This window comes from Pseudomonas sp. Fl5BN2, assembly GCF_009908205.1.
In the GTDB taxonomy this organism is placed as follows: domain Bacteria; phylum Pseudomonadota; class Gammaproteobacteria; order Pseudomonadales; family Pseudomonadaceae; genus Aquipseudomonas.
On sequence record NZ_JAAARL010000010.1, the window covers coordinates 211843 to 232057 of the forward strand.

The window sequence follows — 20215 nt, forward strand, 5'->3', positions numbered from 1 at the left end:
CAGAAAGCCGAGGAAAACTCAAGACTATCGAACCTGCTGCAAATGCCCGTACAGCTTGGCGTAAAGACCACCATCGGCAATCAACTGCTGGTGGTCGCCATCTTCGGCAATCTGTCCACCATCGAACACCAAAACCCGATCAGCCTGTTTTACCGCCGACAGGCGATGAGCAATGATCAGCGTAGTCCGCCCACGCAGAAAACGCGTCAATGCCTGATGCAGGTTGTATTCGGTGGCCGCATCCAGGGCGGACGTGGCTTCATCGAGGATCACCACTTTGGGCTCAGCCAGGACCATTCGCGCAATGGCCAGGCGCTGGCGCTGTCCGCCTGAAAGGCGCACGCCGGAACGGCCAACCACGGTGTCCAGGCCCTGAGGCAACGCCCTGACCGTGGCGTCCAACTGAGCAATTTCCAGGGCCTGCCAGCAAGCGCCATCATCGCGCTCACGGCCCATGGTCAGGTTGGCGCGAACAGTGTCGTTGAACAGTGCCGGATGCTGCAGCACCACGGCGACGTTTTCCCGCACCGTTTCCAAGCCGATCTCCTGCTGGGTCGCACCACCAAAACGGATCACCCCGGTCTGCGGCGTGTACAACCCCAGCAACAGCTGCACCAGGGTGCTCTTGCCACCGCCACTGGCGCCGACAATCGCCACCTTCTCGCCAGGAGCAATGGACAGGTTCATGTTGTCCAGCACTCGCTCGTCGCCGTAACCGAAGCTCAGCCCACGCACTTCGATACCAACGGTGTCTCGCCCCTGGAAGGGATCCACGCCACCGGGGTATTGCGGCTCATCGGCCCGCGCCAGCAACTCGTTGATCCGAGTCAGGGCTCCGCCCGCCGCGTAATAGGCGTATTGCAGATTCAACAACTGCTCCACCGGACCGATCATGAACCACAGGTAACTGAACACGGCGAGCATCTGGCCGATCGACAGATCGGAGAACAGCACCGTGAGCATGGCGGCGGCGCGAAAAATATCGATGCCGAACTGGAACAGCAAGCCACTGGCCCGCCCCGAAGCGTCGCTTTTCCACTGCGAGGCCACTGCGTAATCCCGCACCTCCTCGGCACGCTGTCCCAGGCGCCCAAGAAAGTAGCCCTGGCGATTGCCGGCACGAACTTCCTGAATCGCCTCCAAGGTCTCGGTCAACGCCTGGGTAAACCGCGAAGTGCTGTCGTTTTCCAGCTTCTTCAGGTGCTTGACCCGCTTGCCCAACTGCACCGTGGCAAAGATCACCAGGGGGTTGAACAGCAGAATCAGCAAAGCCAGCTTCCAGTGCATCCACATCAGGATGCCCGCGGTCCCCACCAGGGTCAGCATGGCGACCAGGAAGCGGCTCAGGGTTTCACCAACGAATTTGTCCACCGTGTCCAGGTCAGTGACCAGGTGAGTGGTGACCGTGCCGCCCCCCAGGCTTTCGTACTCACCCAGGGAGATACGCTTGAGTCGCTCGATCAGGCGCACTCGGATCCGATAGACGATGTCCTTGGCCAGGCCGGCGAACAACCGCGCCTGAATCACGTTGAACACCAAGGCTGCGCTTCGCAGGATCAACGTCAGCAGCAGCATCAGTCCGATATAGCCGGCGGCCTGGTGCCAACCCTCAGGCAGAAAGCGGTTCATCACTTGCAGTGCAGCGTCGCCTCGGCCCAGCAACACTTCGTCCACCAGCAAGGGCAACAGCAGCGGGATAGGTACACTGCACAGGGTAGCCAGCACGGCTACGCCGTTGGCGATCCACAGTGACTTCCGGTGATGCAGGGCCAGGCGGCGAATTTCTGTCCAGCTCAGACGATCAACCCGTTTGCCAGGAGCATTTGAATCAACCGGGTCAGGCACAGGCAGCACGCTCCAGCCAACGGCCGAGCAACGGTGACAGCTCACCGAGTGGCTGATAGCCGTTGGTCAGCAACGCCAGTTGGCCATTGCGCTCCGCCAGCAAGGTCGGAAACCCAGCGATACCCAGGTCCTGGACCCAGGTAAAATCCGCCGCGGTGGCGGCGTGCTGCTCGGCCCGATCGAAAGCTTCGGCGAACTCGATGCGCGGCACCCCGGCTTGTTCAGCCAACTCCACCAACACACTGGCCAGCGTGACATCACGGCCTTCGACATAGAACGCCCGCTGGATCAGTCCCAGCAGTTTCCAGGCACAGTCAGATGCCAGACCACGAGCAGTAACGATGGCTCGACAGGCCGGCTCGGTGTCATAGACAAACCCATCGGGCAAGGCGCCGTCGAAGGTGAATGGTTGACCGGTGGCCTGATGCACGGCCTGCCAATGCTCAAGGATATAGCGCCGGGTGTTGGGTTCCAGGGCCGCACCACTCCCCGTGCGCAAGCCGCCCACCACCAGATGCAATTCAACGCCGGCAGCCTGCGCCTGCTCTGCCAGGGCCTGGGCCACGGGCGCGAAGCCCCAGCACCATGAACACATCGGGTCCATCACATAGAGCAGGCGGGCAGACATGGCTCAGGCCTCGGTGGATGATTGCTTGTAGTTGAAACCAATCGGGTGCGGCATGTTGCGAGCCTTGGCCAATTCGATCTGTTTCTGCCGGTCGACGGCACTGCGGCGAGTCTTTTCGCTCAGCGTGTCCCTGCAATGGGGGCAACTGATACCCGGCACATAGTGCTCGGACGCGCGCTCTTCGACGCTCACCGGAGTACGGCAGGCATGACATTGATCGTAGTCGCCTTCGCTCAGGTCGTGGCGCACGGTGACCCGGTTATCGAAAACAAAACAGTCGCCCTGCCATTTGCTCTCTTGCTGCGGCACTTCCTCAAGGTACTTGAGAATGCCGCCCTTGAGATGGAAGACCTCTTCGAACCCCTCGCCGAGCATGTAGCTCGAGGCTTTTTCGCAACGGATACCGCCGGTGCAGAACATCGCCACTTTCTTGTGCTTGCTTGGGTCGAAGTGGGCTTTGATGTAGTCCGGGAACTCGCGAAAACTGGTGGTTTTCGGGTCGATCGCACCTTCGAAGGTACCGATGGACACCTCGTAGTCGTTACGGGTATCGATCAACAGCACTTCCGGGTCGTTGATCAGGGCATTCCAGTCCTGCGGCTCGACATAGGTCCCGACCTTCTTGTTGGGGTCGACACCAGGTACGCCCAGGGTGACGATCTCTTTCTTCAGCTTGACCTTGGTGCGGTAGAACGGCTGATCGTCGCAGTACGACTCTTTGTGATCGATGTCGAGCATGCGCGGGTCGTTCTTCAGCCAGGCCAGCAGCCCATCGATGCCTTCTCGGCTGCCGGATACCGTGCCGTTGATGCCTTCTTCGGCGATCAGCAAGGTACCTTTGATGCCGTTGTCGAGCATCGCCTGCAACAGCGGTTCGCGCAGGTTTACGTAATCTTCGAGGGTGACGAACTTATACAGTGCCGCCACGACAATCGGTTGTGTCATGGGTAATCTCCAGGTGGCTACCCTCGCAAAGGGTGAACCGGATGCAAAAAAAACGCGCCGGCTTGAGCGGCGCGTTGCGGATTCTAACAAAAAAACCGCGGTTAATGCTTACTGCCACCAGCGCAGGTCGGCGAGGCCGGGGCTACACCGATCTTCGACCACTCCTCAGGCGTGTAAGTGTGCAACGCCAACGCATGGAACTGGCCCATCAGCTCACCTAGAGTGGCGTAGACCTTCTGGTGGCGCTTGACGCTGTTGAGGCCGGCAAACTGCTCGCTGACCAGCACCGCTTTATAGTGGGTTTCCTGGCCACGGCTGTGCATGTGGCTTTCATCCAGCACTTGCAGGTGCTCGGGCTGCAATGCACCCAGCGCCGATTCGATACGTTGTTGCATGGTCATTGCGGGCTCCGCTTACTTCTTCTTCGCAGGTGCTGCTTTTGGCTCGAGTTCGGCCGTCATGTCAGCCAGCAGTTTGTTCACCACCGGTACTGCGCTTTCCAGCTTGGCCTGGGTCATCTGCGCCGATTGCTGGGTTAGCTGAGGCATTTTTTCCAGGACTTTCTTGCCCAGTGGCGACTGATAGAACGCCACCAGGTCCTTGAGCTCGGATTCGCTGAAGTTGCTGGTGTAGAGCTTGACCATGTCCGGCTTCAACTTGTTCCAGCCAATGGCCTGGTCCAGGGCGGCGTTGGCCTTGGCCTGGTAGGTTTCCAGCAGGGCACGCTTGGATTCCGGGGCTTTGGTCTGCTCGAAACGCTGGGCGAACATTTGCTGAACTTGCATGTACACCGGAGTACCGAGCTTGTCCGCATGGGCCAGGGTCAGGAAGGACTCGGCACTGGCGTTGTGGCTGGCGGTATCGGCAAGAACTTGGCCGCTGGCACAGACCAGAACAACCGCGGTACAGATGGCACGAAAACGGGTCATCGAGTTTCCTTTTCTAGCAGGCGAGGTAAAACCCCAAGGGCGACCATTCTGCGCCTATTAATCCGCGTCCCTCAACCCCACACCCGGACACCCTTGGGTTTTGCTCAAGTACAGGACGGAAAAACACCTTTCAGGGAACCCGAGCCACGGATCACGGCCTAAACTGGCCAGTCAGACTTGGAGGATTGCCACGATGAATCGAATCGAAACTGACAGCCTGGGCCAGGTTGAAGTCCCTGAAGAGGCCTACTGGGGTGCACAAACCCAACGCTCTCTGGTCAATTTCGCCATCGGCAATGAACGCATGCCACTGTCGGTGCTACATGCCCTGGCGCTGATCAAGAAAGCCGCCGCCCGGGTCAACGACCGCAATGGCGACGTACCCGCCGACATCGCCCGCCTGATCGAGCAGGCCGCCGACGAAGTACTGGCAGGCCAGCATGACGGCCAGTTCCCCCTGGTGGTGTGGCAGACCGGCAGCGGCACCCAGAGCAACATGAACGTCAATGAAGTACTCGCCGGGCGCGCCAACGAGTTGGCGGGCAACCCCCGGGGCGGCAAGGCGCCGGTGCACCCCAACGATCACGTCAACCGCTCGCAAAGCTCCAACGACTGCTTCCCTACCGCCATGCACATCGCCGCAGCCCAGGCGGTGCAGTTCCAGCTGTTGCCGGCGATCATCGAGCTGTCCGGCGGCCTGTCCGAATTGGCGGCCCGGCACATGAAGCTGGTGAAGACCGGGCGTACCCACATGATGGATGCCACGCCCATCACCTTTGGCCAGGAAGTCTCCGCCTTCATCGCCCAGTTGGGCTACGCCGAGCGGGCCATCCGCAGCGCCTTGCCCGCAGTCTGCGAGCTGGCACAAGGCGGTACCGCCGTGGGCACCGGGCTCAATTCGCCACACGGCTTCGGTGAAGCCGTTGCCGCCGAACTGGCAGCGCTCTCAGGCTTGCCCTTCGTCACCGCGCCCAACAAATTCGCCGCCCTCGCCGGTCACGAGCCACTGACCACGCTCTCCGGCGCACTGAAAACCCTCGCCGTGGGCCTGATGAAAATCGCCAACGACCTGCGCCTGCTGGGTTCGGGGCCGCGAGCCGGCCTGGCAGAAGTCAAGCTGCCGGCCAACGAGCCAGGCAGCTCAATCATGCCCGGCAAGGTCAACCCGACCCAGTGCGAAGCCTTGTCGATGCTGGCTTGCCAGGTCATGGGCAACGACGTAGCAATTGGTTTTGCCGCCAGCCAGGGCCATCTGCAGTTGAATGTGTTCAAGCCGGTGATCATTCACAACCTGCTGCAGTCGATCCGCCTGCTGGCCGATGGTTGCCGCAACTTCCAGGAGCATTGCATCGCCGGACTGGAGCCCGATCCTGTGCAAATGGCCGAGCACCTGGAGCGGGGACTGATGCTGGTAACGGCACTCAACACCCATATTGGCTATGACAAAGCCGCCGAGATTGCCAAGAAAGCCTATGCCGAGAACCTGACCCTGCGGGAAGCGGCGCTGGAGCTGGGCTACCTGACCGATGAACAGTTCGATGCCTGGGTCCGACCGGAAAACATGCTGGAGGCAGGAAAACAGAGCTAAGACGGCAACTCATCTACTGATGATCCAGCACCTGGCAAAGCTCCACCGGCCTGCAGGCGCTGGCTTGCCAGCGAAGCTCAGCCCACGCTAATACGCTGACGTCGAGCCCTGAGGCCGGCCATCAACGACGGCCCCAGCGCCGTCAGCGCCGAACCCAATACCACCAGCAGCGCCCCGCCATAACCCAGCCCATTGATCTCTTCAGCTTGTACATACTCTGGCCAGAGCCAGGCAGCCCAGGCCACTGCGGCAAAAGTCACCAGAGGGGTGATTGCCAGGGTCGCACTGACTCGTGACGCCTCCCAATGGGCCAGGGCCTCGGCAAAGGCGCCATAGGCGATCAAGGTATTCAGGCAGCAAGCCAGCAACAGCCAGCCCTGCAAGGGACTCAGTTCCAAGGCTTCCAGTGGATGGACCCACGGGGTGAGCAGCAGTGCACAGAACAGGTAGATCACCATCATCACCTGCAGCGAGTTCCATACACTCAGCAGTTGTTTCTGCCCCAGAGCATAAAAGGTCCAGACCGCAGAGGCGGCCAGGATGGTCAACACCCCGGCGGTGTAATCACTGAGTGAAGTCAGTAATTCGGTCAGGCGCTGATTGAAGAACAATCCGAAACCGACCAGCAACACCAACAGTCCCAGGCCCTGCCCCAGGCTGAATCGCTCCTTGAATACAAACACACTGGCGATCAGCAGCAGGATCGGGCCCATCTGCACCACCAGTTGCGCAGTACCCGGGCTCAGCAGGTTCAGGCCCATCAGGTACAACACGTAGTTGCCCACCAAGCCACAGACCGCGATCGGCACCAGCCAGGCGCCCTGTGGACCAAGCAAGCGCCAGCGCGGTAGGCGCCCCACCGCCGTGAGGTAGAGCAGCAGGCAACCGCCGGACACCAGCAAGCGAAACCAAGTCACGGTGACCGGGTCCATCACCAGCAGCACTTGCTTGAGCTTGATCGGCAGGATGCCCCACAACAGTGCAGTCAGTAAGGCGAGGAACAGGCCATAAACCCAGCGACCGGATGAAACGTGCATGCGAACCCCACAAAGCCCTACCAGCGAGACTCACATTCTAGGCCCCGGCCTGAGGCCAACACAGAGACAGTTGGCGACGAAGCGCAATCAGGATTGTGCAGGTCGCAAAACGCAAACCGGCCCCGTCCGGGGCCGGCTCAGCCGCACAGTTCCACGAACCTAGCGCACCGCCTCAAACAATCCTGTCGCGCCCATGCCTCCGCCCACACACATGGTGACAATGCCGTAACGCAGATTGCGCCGCTGTAACTCACGCACCAGATGCCCTACCTGGCGTGATCCGGTCATGCCAAACGGGTGACCAATGGAGATCGAGCCACCATTGACGTTGTACTTGGCGTTATCTATCTCGAGCCGGTCACGGGCGTACAAGCACTGGGAAGCAAAGGCTTCGTTGAGTTCCCAGAGGTCGATGTCATCCACCCTCAGGCCCTTGGCCTGGAGCAACTTGGGCACCGAGAACACCGGGCCGATGCCCATCTCGTCCGGCTCGCAACCGGCCACGGTAAAACCGCGAAAAAACGCCTTGGGCTTAAGCCCCAGGGCCAGCGCCCGCTCCAGGCTCATCACCAGGGTCATCGAAGCGCCGTCGGACAGCTGCGAGGAGTTGCCCGCCGTAACCGAACCGTCGTCGGCAAACACCGGCTTCAGGGCTGCGAGGTTATCCAGGGTGGTATCGGGGCGGTTGCAGTCATCACGATCCACCACGCCATCCAGTATCTGCACCTGGCCGCTCTGCTTGTCCTCGACCTTGTACTTGACCGTCATCGGCACGATCTCGTCATTGAACAGGCCGGCAGCCTGGGCTTGGGCAGTACGCTGCTGGCTTTGCAGGGAATACCGGTCCTGAGCCTCGCGGCTGACCCCATAACGCCGAGCGACGACCTCGGCGGTCTGCCCCATGGGGAAGTAGATGCCCGGCACCTGCTCCTTGAGCAGCGGGTTGATCAGGTTGTCGGTATTGACGCTCTTCATGGTCAGGCTGATGGACTCGACCCCACCGGCGACGATGATGTCGCTGCAGCCAGAAGCAATCTGGTTGGCGGCAATGGCGATCGCCTGCAGGCCCGAGGAACAGAAGCGGTTGAGAGTCATGCCCGCGGTGCCGGTGCCCAGTGCCGAGAGCACCGCTACGTTGCGACCGATATTGAAACCCTGGGCGCCCTCATTGGACCCGGCGCCGACGATGCAGTCCTCGACACTGGCCGGGTCAATGCCATTGCGGCTCAGCAGCGCATTGACGCAGTGAGCGGCCATGTCATCCGGGCGGGTCTGATTGAACTTGCCCCGAAAGGACTTGGCCAGGCCAGTCCGTACGCTGTCGACGATCACCACTTCACGCATGACGCACCTCATTGTTGTTGTCGGCTGGAAGGAGCATCGAGCATAAATGCCCTTGCTCGCAGACCGCGACAATCATTCACTCGGCATATGCGTGACCATCGGCCTACTTCTTATCTTTTTTATCGTGCTTGTCGGAACGTTCGAACGCCGCCTCCAAGGCCCGGTTGATGGTGCGCAGGACCTTGACCCGGGCCCAGCGCTTGTCATTGGCCTCTACCAGGGTCCAGGGCGAGACTTCGGTGCTGGTGCGATCCACCATGTCACCGACGGCAGCCCGGTAGTCGTCCCACTTGTCGCGGTTGCGCCAATCGTCCTCGGTGATCTTGAAGCGCTTGAAGGGAATGGCCTCCCGGGCCTGGAAGCGCTCCAACTGCGTATCCTTGTCGATGGCCAACCAGAACTTCAGCACGATCACCCGGGCGTCGGCCAATTGCTCTTCGAAGTCGTTGATCTCGCTATAGGCCCGCAGCCAGTCAGCTGGCTGGCAAAACCCCTCGATCCGCTCCACCAACACCCGGCCGTACCAGGACCGGTCGAAGATGGTGAACTTGCCCCGCGCCGGAATATGCCGCCAGAAGCGCCAGAGATAAGGTTGCGCACGCTCTTCTTCAGTGGGCGCGGCGATCGGCACGATGCTGTACTGACGCGGGTCCAGCGCCGCGGCGACCCGGCGGATGGCGCCGCCCTTGCCGGCCGCGTCATTGCCTTCGAAGACCGCCACCAAGGCGTGCTTGCGCATGCGCTTGTCCCGCAGCAAGCCAGCCAGGCGCGCCTGCTCGGTGATCAGTTGTTCCTCGTAGTCGTCCTTGTCCAGGTGCTGGGTCATGTCCAGGCTGTCCAGCAGGCTGCGCTGGTCGACTGCCGCCGTCAGCGGCGCTGCATTGACCTGGGCGGGCCTCAACGGTTGGCGGTTCAGGGCATTTTGCAGCCCCTCCAGCAAAATCCGTCCCACGGTGAGGCTACGATAATACGGGTCAACCCCCTCGATCACATGCCAGGGGGCGTAGTCGCGGCTGGTGCGGCGCAGCACGCGCTCGCCGTACTTGACGAACTTGTCGTAGGTTTCCGACTGCTGCCAGTCCAGCGGGCTGATGCGCCAACTGTGCAGCGGGTCATCTTGCAGGGCCTTGAGACGGGCCTTCATCTGTTTCTTGGACAGGTGAAACCAGAACTTGAAGATCAGTGCTCCTTCATCACAGAGCATCTTTTCCAGGCGCTCGGCGCCATTGATCGCCTGATCCAGCCGCGGGTCCTTGATCTCGCCATGCACCCGGCTCTGGAGCATCTGGCTGTACCAGTTGCCGAAAAACACCCCCATGCGGCCTTTGGCCGGAAGCATCCGCCAGTAGCGCCAGGCCGGTGGTCGCGACAGCTCCTCATCGGTCTGCTGGTCAAAGGTGCGCACTTCGATCAGTCGCGGGTCCATCCACTCGTTGAGCAGTTTGACTGTCTCGCCCTTGCCCGCTCCCTCGATACCGTTGATCAGCACAATCACTGGAAACGTCGCTTTCTGACGCAGCTCGAATTGCGCTTCGAGCAGCGCCTCGCGCAAGGCTGGCACTTCGGCGTCGTAGGTTTCTTTGTCGATGGCGTGACCGATTTCAGCGGATTCGAACATGGGTGGCTTCCTTCCAAGAATTTCCCAAGACTAGCGGATCGACCTCCACCTAGGAAAACAAATCCCCAACCGATGTCGGCTTGCTATGGATCAAGCATCAGCATGGCGATCGGCTAGAATGGCCGCCTTGTGGTTGACGAGCCGAACATGACACCTGAACTGCCCCACGCCCAGCTCGACTGGGACGACCAAGGACGCCCGCGTTCGCGGGTCTTCGATGACGTGTATTTTTCCAGTGAGTCGGGCCTGGATGAAACCCGCCATGTGTTCATCGAACAGAACCGCCTGCGGGAGCGTTTTGCTGCGCTGCCAGCCGGCGGGCGCTTTGTCATCGGTGAAACCGGCTTCGGCACCGGGCTGAACTTTCTCTGCGCCTGGCAGTTGTTCCAGCAACAGGCGCCCGCCGATGCACGCCTGCATTTCGTCAGTGTCGAAAAGTACCCACTGAGTCACGCCGACCTACAGCGTGCCCTGGCGCTGTGGCCGGAACTGACGGCGCAGGTGCAAGACTTGCTCAAACACTACGTGGCCGTACACGGCGGTTTTCAGCGCATCACCCTGGAAGGCGGCCGGGTCACCCTGACGTTGCTGATCGGCGACGCACTGGAGCAGTTGCCGCAACTGGATGCGCAGATCGATGCCTGGTTTCTCGACGGCTTTGCCCCAGCGAAAAACCCTGACATGTGGACCCCAGAACTGTTCGCCGAGCTGGCGCGCCTGGCCGCGCCGGGTTCCACCATCAGCACCTTCACCAGCACCGGCTGGGTGCGCCGCCTGTTGAACGCGGCGGGCTTCAAGATGAAGCGCACCCCAGGTATCGGTCATAAGTGGGAAGTGCTGCGAGGTGAGTTTCTCGGCTGGCCCGAAGAGGCCCCGACCCCGGCCAGGGTCAAGCCCTGGTTTGCCCGCCCGGCGCTGCAGGCAAAAACTGCCCTGGTGATCGGCGGCGGGCTGGCCGGTTGCGCCAGCGCTGCAAGCCTGGCGGCTCGCGGTTGGCAGGTGCAATTGCTGGAACGTCACTCGCAACTGGCCGAGGAAGCCTCGGGCAATCCTCAGGGCGTGCTCTACCTCAAGCTCTCGGCCCACGGCACCGCGCTGTCGCAGATGATCCTCAGCGGCTTTGGCTACACCCGCCGCCAGTTGGAGCATCTGCAGCGCGGTGTGGATTGGGACGGTTGCGGCGTGCTGCAACTGGCGTTCAATACCAAGGAGGCCGAACGCCAGGCGCAGTTGGCCGAGGCCTTCCCTGCCGACTTGTTGCATGTGCTGGATCAACCCGCGGCCCAGGCCCGGGCGGGCATCGGCCTGGAGCACGGCGGCCTGTTCTATCCCGAAGGTGGCTGGGTGCATCCGCCGGCCCTGTGCCAATGGCAGGCCAGCCATCCACAGATCCGGGTCCTGGCGCACCGGAACGTGCTGGAGTTGCGCCGAGTCGAGCAACAGTGGCAAGCCTGGGATGGCGAGCAGATGCTGGCCTGTGCGGCAGTGGTGATCCTCGCCGGTGCCGCCGAGATCAAGCGCTTCCCGGCCAGTGCCGAGCTGCCCCTCAAACGCATTCGCGGGCAGATCACTCGCCTGCCACAGACAGAGCAAAGCCAGAGTCTGGCGACAGTGGTCTGCGCCGAAGGTTATGTCGCCCCGCCGCGACTGGGAGAACACACCCTGGGTGCCAGTTTTGACTTCAAGAGCGAAGACCTGACCCCCACCGCAGCTGAACACGCCGGAAACCTGGAGATGCTGCGGGAAATCTCCAACGACCTGCTCCAGCGGCTGAACGCCGAGCACCTGCCCCTGGAACAGCTGCAAGGTCGTGCGGCCTTTCGCTGTACCAGCCCGGACTACCTGCCCATCGTCGGCCCCCTGGCCGATCAGGCAGCGTTCGCCGAGACCTACGCCGCCTTGGGCAAAGATGCGCGCCAGGTACCGGACCAGCCCTGCCCCTGGCTCGATGGCCTGTACATCAACAGTGGCCACGGCTCTCGCGGACTGATCACCGCCCCCTTGTCCGGCGAGCTGTTGGCCGCCTGGCTGGAAAACGAACCCCTGCCGCTGCCCAGGAGCGTGGCCGAAGCCTGCCATCCGAACCGCTTTGCCCTGCGCCGGCTGATTCGCGGCAAGGCTTGATCCAGAGCGGCGGCGTTCAGCCTTGAATGCCGCCGATGGTCGCCCGAGAAGCTGACAAACCAAGCCTCTGATGCCGGCACCGCACGCCGATTTATAACCTGTCGATTTAAAAGACCCGAGTCATGCACAGGTCAGTTTCCAGGTAGCCACCATTTTGACGGCGCAGCGGAGCAGCCAGAACATGTGTTCATCGAAGCCAACGAGCGTGCCGTGAAGGACAACGGCCGCCTGACCCTGGCCCCAGTGGGCTGCTGGCCTTCGGTTGCGACGCCACCCACGGCTACGAACGCACCCACATCGACAGCCTGGCGACACTCGGTCGCTTGCTCGGCGCCTAGATCCTCAGCCCAGCGATGCGCAGCCAGCCCAGGGTTCCCTGGACCGTTTCAGCCATCAACTGGAGCACGATGCACCGATGGAAAGCGACACCCGAGCGCCCTCGGTAGACAGCCTGCTGGGGCACAAATCCTGAACCTCGGCTCGGGGTTTGTGCACGTCGTGGCTGGCGGCACAGCCCCGGGCGCAGTAGCATCCTGGATTGTTTGCCGGAGGCCCCCATGCTGATTCCCCACGACCAACTTGAAGTCGACACCCTGACCCGCCTGATCGAAGACTTCGTCACCCGCGAGGGCACCGACAACGGTGACGAAACCCCGCTGGAAACCCGGGTCCTGAGGGTCCGTCAGGCCCTGAGCAAGGGGCAGGCGGTGATCGTTTTCGATCCGGACAGCGAGCAGTGCCAACTGATGCTCAAGCACGACGTGCCCAAGGAGTTGTTCGACTGATCCGCCACCCGGCTCAGGCGCCTGGGCCGGGATGCTCAACCATTGGAAAAGCGCGGGCCAAACAGAATCACACTGGCCCCGATCACACACAGCAACAGCCCCAGCCAATCCGAGCCCAGGGGCCGTACCCGCTCCACCACCGCCAGCCAGCCAATAGACGCAACGATGTAGATGCCTCCGTAGGCGGCATAGGCGCGCCCGGCATATGTAGCTTCGACTTTGGTCAGCAACAGGGCGAACAGGGTCAGGCTGATCAGCGCGGGAGCAACCCACAGGGCACTCTTGCCCTGGCGCAACCACATCCAGAAAGCAAAACAGCCGGCGATTTCAAACAGCGCGGCGAGAAAGAACCACAGGTAATTGAGCATGCAAGGTCTCGTCAGGATTGCCAGATGCGGCAACCCTAACCACGCCTTGATTAGCGAGCAAGTCTAACCGGCGACAGGTTTGGCCTTGGCGCGCATCTTGTCGGCCATCAAGGTCATTTCATCGTACAGAGCCTGAGGGTTTTTCTGCTTCAGGGCCCAGGCCATGCGCCCCTGCTCGTGGGGCAGGATCATGAACTGGCCGGCATTGACCTGGGCATGGATGTAATCGGCAATCTCGGCGGCGGTAATCGGCGAGCTCTCCAGCAGCTTGCCCACCTGGGCCTTCATCGCTGGGGTCGGCCCGCGAAAAGAGTCCAGCAGATTGGTCTGGAAGAATGACGGACAAACCACATGCACACCGATTTCCTGTTGCGCCAGCTCGATCAGCAGACTCTCGGAAAGCGCCACCACTCCGGCCTTGGCCACGTTGTAGTTGCTCATGGCCGGGCCCTGCATCAAGGCGGCCATGGAGGCAATGTTGATGATCTTGCCCTTGCTCTGCTCCAGCAGCGGCAGGAAAGCCTTGCAGCCCTTGACCACGCCCATCAGGTTGATTGCGATCTGCCAGTCCCAGTCCTCCAGGGACAATTCACTGAAGAACCCACCCGACGCCACGCCCGCATTGTTGACGATGATATCGATGCCGCCGAACTTGACCTCGCAGGCCTGGGCAAACGCCGTCAACTGGCTGTAATCGCGTACATCGCAACGCTGCACAAAACCGTCACCACCTGCCGCGCGCACCAATTTCAAGGTTTCCTGCAGTCCAGCCTCGCTGACATCGGACAAGGCCAGCCGCCAGCCTTCGCGAGCCCAGCGCAAAGCGATTTCGCGACCCAGGCCGGAGCCGGCGCCAGTGATCATCATGCGATTTTGCATAAGAGTTGCCTTGTTGTTCCGGGGAAGATGAGCCGCAGTGTAGCGAAGGGCCCTGCGCCACCCACGTACCATCAGAGTGCTGAATGCCCGAGGCAAACCGCTGCCTGGGTGAGCACTGGCGCGCCAACGAAGGGCAACGTTGCCCAACCGAAAGGAAATAATCCCGTAAGCGGAACGCTTTAAAAAAACTTGGAATTTTTACGCTAGGCGCCGAGTCGGATTTATTAAGCGCTTGGGCTTTCTCGATAAAGCCAAGTTGTCCTTGAACAACTGCGTTGTTCAACTCTATTCAAATAAGGAAACCACCATGGGCACCATTCTGATCGTGATTCTGATTTTGCTGCTGATTGGCGGCCTGCCGGTTTTCCCACACTCCAGAAGCTGGGGTTATGGCCCTTCGGGGATTATTGGCGTGGTCTTGGTGGTGCTTTTGGTGCTGTTGTTGCTTGGCAGAATCTAAATGGCTTGATACAGCCACTAGGGTGAATACAGGCCGCTTTCAATTGCACAACTCCAGCGGCCTATTCATAAATTAAAGTAACGATGGCATTGGCCTTGACATACCCCCCCGTTACCAACGCATCCGTTTGCACGTAGCGAGCGGTCAGAGGAATGGCGACCCGCTCTTCGTCCTGATTGGAGGGCACCGCAGTGAGGTTGCTACGGACCCCGAGCGGCTGCAGGACGCTGCTGCTGGTGTCGCCTTTGAACAACTGAATGCCCACACCCGTTGCCATATCGGCGCCTGTGCCGTTGAGCAAAATATCGGACTGCCGGTGTGGACTATCGATGAGATAAGCGACCTTCACCCCCTTGTCGCACTTGAGATCAATCAAGAAGGCCTTGGCACCCGAAGCACTGCCAATCTGGTTGAACGACTGCTGTCTGGCCGTGGGCAACAAGATGTTGTCTACAGGCCTGTCGGGACGGCAGCCAATGTTTTTTTGCGTGAGGGTAAAGTTACTGAGATTGATCAGGTTGCTTCTGAAGTCGGAGTACCAGACCTCCATTTTCAGGTTTTTCGTACTACCGGAGGTGATGGGTCCGGTTTTTATCAGCTCAAAGGTGAAATGGTGGGGAACATCAAACTTCTTGTTGAACTCGAAACCACGACTTAGCGGCTCGATTCTTCTCCTGCCGATATAGGTCCCTTCTGGGGACTTGGCCTCCGGAGGGCTAAACCAAAACACCCGGACGCCGACACCAGGAATACCGGTTGAAAATACATTGTTACCGGTGTCCGCGCCCGCGCCCATCAACTCCATGCTCATATTGAAAGACGTGATGGATCCGCACGTGACAATGACGCTCCCCCTGTTGATCTCCTCCTTGAAAATAGTGGTGCCTATAGGAGCATCACGGGGTATCGAGCGCTCCAAGAGCGTGTAAGGGGTTTCCTGAGCTGTTCCACTGCAGATTGCCGCCCAAGCTGTACCTTGCCATAGGGAACAAGCGCTCAACAGCGCAGCAGGCAATACCACTGCTCGTCCCAACCGAGTCATAAACTGCCTCTCTGCCCCATATTGCGCACAGGGTTATCAGGTTTATAGGTGGCGCTATGACACAACGCCGGGTTTGACCCACTAATCATGCTTATCTAAAAGCTCACCATCACGATGACCTAGGGCTCTGCTATCGTCCCTGCCGAAACGGTTATTGCCTTAGCGCCTCCCTCTGTACAGACACCTGACAAGCCAACTTCAACGGCTGGTGGTAGTCCTCTGTGCTGGAGATTCCAGCATCAATGCTGTAGGGCGCGATACAACTCTGCCTCTTCTCTTGCCCCCATCGGACCAACAACTGCCCCGTCCCCTCTAGCCCCCGCACAAAGGCCCGACCACTCTGCCCGACCTGAGTCAATGTCTCGCCAGTAGCAGTGAGGACTTGTGACCCCAAAGGGATACTCTCGCTATCGTCACGTACCAGCTTGAGTAGGATTGGCCGTCCAACTACTGTCGGATAACGCAGCATGACCACGGCTCCTGCCCGAGGAGCCACTTGTTGCGAGGTCATCTCCAGTTCCACATCTCTCGAAGTGCCCTTTGGATCCAGGACCACTTCGTTACGACGATAAGGCGTCAGTCCGGCGACCACCGCGTAGCCGTTATCGGCGACTCGCGCATTGGTACTGCTGAGCACCTGGGCGCCTTCGGCACCCGTCGCTTCGAGCACCGCGATGGTTTCACCCTGGTTCGCCGTGGCGTTCAGCCCGCCTGGATGCGCCACCAACGTGCCCTGCATGCCGAGGTTGGCCTGACGATAGTTTTCCCCGCGGCGGGCCCCGAGGTTATAGCTGGCATGGGCTGCGTCATAACGCAGGTTGCCGCCGTAGTTGTTGCTGCTCTGCCCCCCGTAGCTATCACGGGAGCCATACAGGCTGTAGCCAAGCTCGCCCTGGTCACCGGCACTGCCACTCAGGGAGTTGTTGATGCCGTAGTTGCGATTACCGTCGTAGCGGATCGACGAACTCAGGTAAGGCGAGTACCGGGTACGCCCCAGGGGCACGCTGAAGCTCAGCAGGTATTGATTATCCATGCGCCCGCTGCCACTGCGGGTACGACTGGCGCTGAGGTTGAAACTGCCCCAGTTGAAACCGTTGGAATAGCCCACTTGATAGGTGATGTCGCTGCCCTGATCGCGGTTCCAGTAGTTCTGTGCCATACCGGAAAAAGCGAGGTAGCCAAGACGCTCACCCAGGGGTTGGTTGAGGTTCAATTGCACCCGGCTGCGTTGCTTGAACAGGTGGCTGGGTGTCTCGGTGCTGCGCAGGCGGGCAAACTCACCGAAGTTCAGATAGCCCTCGCTGGAAAACCGGTAGGCCGCCACGCTGAAGTTGGTGGAAGTGGTTTCAATGAGCTTGTTGTAAGTCACCCGCAGGCTTTGTCCGCTCATCTGCGCCTGACTGTCAGGCAGCGAATCGTTCAAGCCCGATGCCTGGGAATGAGTCACGTCAGCGGCCACAGCCCCCAGCGCAGTGCTCAAGGCGACGCCTCCCAACAAGGCTCGATAATCCTGCGCAACAATCCCGCCGCCATAACCTGTCAACAGGTTGGACAGACCGCGCTGATAACTGCCCTGAAGGAAGGTCGGAGGCGTGTCGAGACTCTGATCGCGATAGCGCCCGGCACTGAGGCTGAAACGCGAACTGTCGGGGCGCAGCAACTGCGCCACTGACGCGTAAGGCACGATAAAGCTCTTGGTCCGACCATCGGCCTCGGTGATGGTGACGTTGAGGTCACCGGCATAGCCGGAGTGGTACAGGTCATCGATCGCAAATGGGCCAGGGGGCACCGTGGTTTCGTAGAGCAGGCTTTCACCCTGACGCACACTGACCTTGGCCGTAGTATCTGCAACGCCGCGCACCACAGGGGCAAAACCGCGCATGGAATCGGGCAGCATTCGCTCATCACTGCTCAACTGCACACCGGTGTAGGGCATGCTGTCGAAGAAGTTGCCGGGGGTGTAGAACTCCCCCAGGGTCAACTGCGCCTGGAGTGCCGTCATGTCCCGCTGTACATAGCTGCTCAGCGCGCTGTAATGGCTGCGTCGGCCGCTGGCGGACGAATCGTTGTAGGTGTAGGAACCGTTGTGCCGCAGGCGCCAATCCCCCAGATTGATTCCTCCATTGAGACTGCTATAGAACTGTCGACTGGTCTGTCCACTGGAACGGTTGTCGTTCAAATTGCTGCTGTAACCGAGAAAAGCGGCATCGACCCCTGAGTCCCAGTCCTTGGGTGATACATAACCACGCTTGGTCTGGCTCAAGTACAGCTGGGAAATGGACAGATCAACCCGCAGCGCCGACATATCCACATCGAAACGGCTATGGGCTGGCAGATCATCAGGGCCCAGACATTCAGAGGAGAAGGCGCGCGCCGCTTGCTCCAAGGGCAGCCTGGAAAAATCCAACCCCAACTGTTCCAGTACGCCTGGCGGCAGGCAGGGCTGTACCTTCAAACCGTCAGTGGAGGTCCTGAACAAGATCTCCTGACGCCCCACCCAGTTCTGGTTCAGGTAAAGGTCAAGCCGGTAAGTGCCCGGTGTCAGGGGGTTGCCGCGCTCAAACTGCGACAGGTCCACAGACTGTCCCCGACTATTGTCAAAGAACGCAGGATTGAACTGGATCAGTTCCTCTGCCTCACTGACTGCACTCAGCAGTCCAGACAACAGTGTTGCACCTCCGAAAATGACTTCCGCACGCAGAGCAAAACGGCCGCACCTCATACGCAAGAGGCGGCTAAGCGATAAAAACGGTGGGGGTGACAAAGTGCTCACTACACCTTTCCAGACGTTAGGCACCATGCGTCAGAGCTGACGAAATCACGGCTGCCGTAGTAGCGCGAAGAAGGTTGACCAATACAGAACAAAACGCCCGGAATGCCTCCTAGGGCTCAAGCGAGGTTTCGCGACGAACCGCAGTTCCGTAGTCGTTAATCCACTCGTAAACCACGCTGCCCTGCCCCCCAGGGGGAGACGGTGCTTGCCCTAGCGTGAAGTCAGCAGAGGATTTCGGTGCCAGCATCCGGCTTTGCGCACTCAGACTTGGGCCACTCTTGAGCTTCACATCCACCGAATTGAAGGAAACGTGAAAGGCCGAGTCATTGCGTACCCTCAGTACGGTCTCAGCACCTGACTTGACCAAGCTCCAACGGAGTTTTTCCGCCGCGTCCATGACACTTCCCGACAGTTGCGCGGGACGGAAAAACAACTTCAAACGAGTACGAAACGCCAATTGCATGTGGTTGCTGACCGGCCCGGAAGCCAATGGCGGAACGTCCAGCAGGTTGAGCCAGTACACCGACTCGCGATCCTGTGGGACACCCGATTGAGGGATGTAGGCGATGCGCAGGGTCTGCCCCTTTCCCTGGTTGATACGGGCCATTGGCGGCATGACCACAAACGGCACGTCCACATCATCAGGCTTGGAATCCGGATTGCCTTCGTCGATCCAGACTTGCACCAAGGCGGGTTGCCCACCCTTATTGCTGAGTCCAAGACTGACTTCACGCTCCTGAGCCGGATAGATGATCCGCGTTCCACTCACTACCACGTTGGCTTGCGCCATCGGGGGCAGCAACGCAAGGGAACAGCAGAAACACAGCAGAAACGAAAAACGGCGGGGCATGGCTCTCATCACTCGTTACGTGGAGCCCCGAAACCTAAGCCCCGGGACGTCCTTGCTCACTCAAAAACCATGTCCAGTACAACGCTTGCAGCAACTGGACCACCGGTGGTGTTATCAGCACCGGCTAGGTACTGGGCGTAGAAATTCAGCGTCGCGTCCTTACTGCCCTTATCAACATTCACTTTCTGAATATCGTCAGGAGTGATGGTATTCAGGTTGAGAGCCTGCTGCTGGCTGTTGAGCAATTGCACCTGAACGTTTGAAGCGGTTTCCACGCCAGAGTAGGTGTTGATCAAAGCACCGCTCAGAGCATCCACTTTGGTCAAGTCGGGCTTGAACCAGACTCCCACCGTACTGCCGGAGCAACCGGTGAACTTGAGCTTGAAGGGGGTCAATCCCGCAACAGTGCCCTTTTCAGCCAGCACGCTTGAGCCGACAGGGGGCAGATCAACCTTATGAACGTAGGTACCACTTGCGGTGTTTTCGACGGAGCAGGTTTCGGTGCTGATAAACCCCGTAAACTCCAACCTCACGTCGACGCCATCAGCCCAAGCACTCCCCGCCGCCATCAAAAGGCCGGAAGCCATACCCGCCGCCACAAATAGTTTTTTCACTAATCTCCTCCGTTACCAATCTTCGTGGCGCATTGCCGATCGCACCATTCAAGAACCGATGCTGCGAGCCTGATCTAGAGCGTTATCCGTATCTGTCTGGGCCGAAGCGGGAGGGATCATTACAGTCTGTTGGAATGGCCGATATGAGATGAATCCTAAAACCCGAGAAACTTCCCGTATCCGACCAAGAAATCGACTTTTCATGTAGGAATTCTTCCTAACAAACACAAGGAAATCCTTAAAACAGGAAAGATGATCTCTTTATAAAATCGACGCGGAATCCGTGGACAAAGCAACTCTGCGAACACTGCTTGATTCGATGCAAAAAAAAACACCCCTCATTGAGGGGTGTTCGATGTGCAGCGAGTCGAGCCCTGTCAACCCGC

At 59.9% G+C, this 20215-nt stretch carries 18 protein-coding genes and 1 pseudogene; 5 read left to right on the forward strand and 14 right to left on the reverse strand.

What is annotated here, in order from left to right; genetic code table 11:
* Nucleotides 1-24: 24 nt before the first annotated feature.
* The 5 genes from GV819_RS16300 to GV819_RS16320 all read right to left on the reverse strand — a co-directional run bounded on the left by GV819_RS16300 (nt 25) and on the right by GV819_RS16320 (nt 4347).
* Complete coding sequence (locus tag GV819_RS16300) at nt 25-1845, reverse strand: ABC transporter ATP-binding protein (RefSeq protein WP_372242126.1); 1821 nt, start codon at nt 1843-1845, stop codon at nt 25-27.
* Nucleotides 1838-2440 carry a DsbA family protein gene (locus GV819_RS16305; protein ID WP_178126018.1) on the reverse strand — a complete coding sequence of 201 codons (603 nt, stop codon included), beginning with the start codon at nt 2438-2440 and terminating at the stop codon, nt 1838-1840. Before GV819_RS16305 ends, GV819_RS16300 begins: the two co-directional genes overlap by 8 nt.
* A 36-nt stretch (nt 2441-2476) precedes the next feature.
* Nucleotides 2477-3418, reverse strand: coding sequence for a rhodanese-related sulfurtransferase (locus GV819_RS16310; RefSeq protein ID WP_161757083.1), 942 nt, complete (start codon nt 3416-3418; stop codon nt 2477-2479).
* A 101-nt stretch (nt 3419-3519) separates the two neighbouring features.
* On the reverse strand, nt 3520-3819 hold the full coding sequence (locus GV819_RS16315) for a BolA family protein (protein WP_161757084.1): 300 nt from the start codon (nt 3817-3819) through the stop codon (nt 3520-3522).
* 12 nt (nt 3820-3831) lie between these two features.
* Nucleotides 3832-4347, reverse strand: a complete 516-nt coding sequence (locus GV819_RS16320) for a DUF2059 domain-containing protein (RefSeq protein ID WP_161757085.1) — start codon at nt 4345-4347, stop codon at nt 3832-3834.
* A gap of 193 nt (nt 4348-4540) precedes the next feature.
* Between GV819_RS16320 and GV819_RS16325 the strand changes: the two genes are divergently transcribed.
* Entirely contained in the window at nt 4541-5935 is a 1395-nt protein-coding gene (locus GV819_RS16325) for a class II fumarate hydratase (RefSeq protein WP_161757086.1), read from the forward strand.
* 77 nt (nt 5936-6012) lie between these two features.
* Here the strand turns inward: GV819_RS16325 and GV819_RS16330 are convergent, their stop codons facing one another.
* The 3 genes from GV819_RS16330 to pap all read right to left on the reverse strand — a co-directional run bounded on the left by GV819_RS16330 (nt 6013) and on the right by pap (nt 9934).
* Nucleotides 6013-6972 carry a DMT family transporter gene (locus GV819_RS16330; RefSeq protein ID WP_161757087.1) on the reverse strand — a complete coding sequence of 320 codons (960 nt, stop codon included), beginning with the start codon at nt 6970-6972 and terminating at the stop codon, nt 6013-6015.
* Nucleotides 6973-7131: 159 nt separating this feature from the next.
* Nucleotides 7132-8316 carry a thiolase family protein gene (locus GV819_RS16335; protein ID WP_161757088.1) on the reverse strand — a complete coding sequence of 395 codons (1185 nt, stop codon included), beginning with the start codon at nt 8314-8316 and terminating at the stop codon, nt 7132-7134.
* 103 nt (nt 8317-8419) lie between these two features.
* Nucleotides 8420-9934, reverse strand: coding sequence for a polyphosphate:AMP phosphotransferase (gene pap / locus GV819_RS16340; protein WP_161757089.1), 1515 nt, complete (start codon nt 9932-9934; stop codon nt 8420-8422).
* A gap of 147 nt (nt 9935-10081) precedes the next feature.
* Between pap and mnmC the strand changes: the two genes are divergently transcribed.
* From mnmC to GV819_RS16355, 3 genes and pseudogenes are all read left to right on the forward strand, one after another.
* Nucleotides 10082-12058: a bifunctional tRNA (5-methylaminomethyl-2-thiouridine)(34)-methyltransferase MnmD/FAD-dependent 5-carboxymethylaminomethyl-2-thiouridine(34) oxidoreductase MnmC gene (mnmC, locus tag GV819_RS16345; RefSeq protein ID WP_161757090.1), complete on the forward strand. Its 1977-nt coding sequence runs from the start codon at nt 10082-10084 to the stop codon at nt 12056-12058.
* Nucleotides 12059-12300: 242 nt separating this feature from the next.
* A pseudogene (locus GV819_RS16350) lies at nt 12301-12530 on the forward strand (osmoprotectant NAGGN system M42 family peptidase); the annotation flags it as partial.
* Nucleotides 12531-12615: 85 nt separating this feature from the next.
* A complete protein-coding gene (locus GV819_RS16355) occupies nt 12616-12843 on the forward strand; it encodes a YheU family protein (RefSeq protein ID WP_025127101.1) in 228 nt (75 codons plus the stop codon).
* 35 nt (nt 12844-12878) lie between these two features.
* Here GV819_RS16355 and GV819_RS16360 read toward each other — a convergent pair whose 3' ends face one another.
* Nucleotides 12879-13211 carry a YnfA family protein gene (locus GV819_RS16360; protein WP_161757091.1) on the reverse strand — a complete coding sequence of 111 codons (333 nt, stop codon included), beginning with the start codon at nt 13209-13211 and terminating at the stop codon, nt 12879-12881.
* Between the two features lie 63 nt (nt 13212-13274).
* Nucleotides 13275-14090: an SDR family oxidoreductase gene (locus GV819_RS16365; protein ID WP_161757092.1), complete on the reverse strand. Its 816-nt coding sequence runs from the start codon at nt 14088-14090 to the stop codon at nt 13275-13277.
* Between the two features lie 307 nt (nt 14091-14397).
* Between GV819_RS16365 and GV819_RS16370 the strand changes: the two genes are divergently transcribed.
* Nucleotides 14398-14550, forward strand: a complete 153-nt coding sequence (locus GV819_RS16370; RefSeq protein ID WP_007945780.1) for a DUF3309 family protein — start codon at nt 14398-14400, stop codon at nt 14548-14550.
* 61 nt (nt 14551-14611) lie between these two features.
* Here GV819_RS16370 and GV819_RS16375 read toward each other — a convergent pair whose 3' ends face one another.
* The 4 genes from GV819_RS16375 to GV819_RS16390 all read right to left on the reverse strand — a co-directional run bounded on the left by GV819_RS16375 (nt 14612) and on the right by GV819_RS16390 (nt 19829).
* A complete protein-coding gene (locus GV819_RS16375; protein ID WP_161757093.1) occupies nt 14612-15592 on the reverse strand; it encodes a fimbrial protein in 981 nt (326 codons plus the stop codon).
* 151 nt (nt 15593-15743) lie between these two features.
* The gene (locus GV819_RS16380) at nt 15744-18170 is read right to left on the reverse strand and encodes a fimbria/pilus outer membrane usher protein (RefSeq protein ID WP_434738433.1); all 2427 of its coding nucleotides are present in this window, start codon (nt 18168-18170) and stop codon (nt 15744-15746) included.
* A 304-nt stretch (nt 18171-18474) separates the two neighbouring features.
* Nucleotides 18475-19215, reverse strand: a complete 741-nt coding sequence (locus tag GV819_RS16385; RefSeq protein WP_161757095.1) for a fimbrial biogenesis chaperone — start codon at nt 19213-19215, stop codon at nt 18475-18477.
* Nucleotides 19216-19271: 56 nt separating this feature from the next.
* The gene (locus tag GV819_RS16390; protein WP_161757096.1) at nt 19272-19829 is read right to left on the reverse strand and encodes a fimbrial protein; all 558 of its coding nucleotides are present in this window, start codon (nt 19827-19829) and stop codon (nt 19272-19274) included.
* Nucleotides 19830-20215 lie beyond the last annotated feature (386 nt).

What these genes read in the sequence shown, in the direction of transcription:
- GV819_RS16330 (WP_161757087.1), bottom strand. Translation starts at nt 6,972, where the DNA reads ATGCACGTTTCATCCGGTCGCTGGGTTTATGGCCTGTTCCTCGCCTTA.
- GV819_RS16360 (WP_161757091.1), bottom strand. Translation starts at nt 13,211, where the DNA reads ATGCTCAATTACCTGTGGTTCTTTCTCGCCGCGCTGTTTGAAATCGCC.
- pap (WP_161757089.1), bottom strand. Translation starts at nt 9,934, where the DNA reads ATGTTCGAATCCGCTGAAATCGGTCACGCCATCGACAAAGAAACCTAC.
- GV819_RS16310 (WP_161757083.1), bottom strand. Translation starts at nt 3,418, where the DNA reads ATGACACAACCGATTGTCGTGGCGGCACTGTATAAGTTCGTCACCCTC.
- GV819_RS16375 (WP_161757093.1), bottom strand. Translation starts at nt 15,592, where the DNA reads ATGACTCGGTTGGGACGAGCAGTGGTATTGCCTGCTGCGCTGTTGAGC.
- GV819_RS16305 (WP_178126018.1), bottom strand. Translation starts at nt 2,440, where the DNA reads ATGTGTTCATGGTGCTGGGGCTTCGCGCCCGTGGCCCAGGCCCTGGCA.
- GV819_RS16325 (WP_161757086.1), top strand. Translation starts at nt 4,541, where the DNA reads ATGAATCGAATCGAAACTGACAGCCTGGGCCAGGTTGAAGTCCCTGAA.
- mnmC (WP_161757090.1), top strand. Translation starts at nt 10,082, where the DNA reads ATGACACCTGAACTGCCCCACGCCCAGCTCGACTGGGACGACCAAGGA.
- GV819_RS16365 (WP_161757092.1), bottom strand. Translation starts at nt 14,090, where the DNA reads ATGCAAAATCGCATGATGATCACTGGCGCCGGCTCCGGCCTGGGTCGC.
- GV819_RS16370 (WP_007945780.1), top strand. Translation starts at nt 14,398, where the DNA reads ATGGGCACCATTCTGATCGTGATTCTGATTTTGCTGCTGATTGGCGGC.
- GV819_RS16320 (WP_161757085.1), bottom strand. Translation starts at nt 4,347, where the DNA reads ATGACCCGTTTTCGTGCCATCTGTACCGCGGTTGTTCTGGTCTGTGCC.
- GV819_RS16335 (WP_161757088.1), bottom strand. Translation starts at nt 8,316, where the DNA reads ATGCGTGAAGTGGTGATCGTCGACAGCGTACGGACTGGCCTGGCCAAG.
- GV819_RS16385 (WP_161757095.1), bottom strand. Translation starts at nt 19,215, where the DNA reads ATGCCCCGCCGTTTTTCGTTTCTGCTGTGTTTCTGCTGTTCCCTTGCG.
- GV819_RS16315 (WP_161757084.1), bottom strand. Translation starts at nt 3,819, where the DNA reads ATGACCATGCAACAACGTATCGAATCGGCGCTGGGTGCATTGCAGCCC.
- GV819_RS16355 (WP_025127101.1), top strand. Translation starts at nt 12,616, where the DNA reads ATGCTGATTCCCCACGACCAACTTGAAGTCGACACCCTGACCCGCCTG.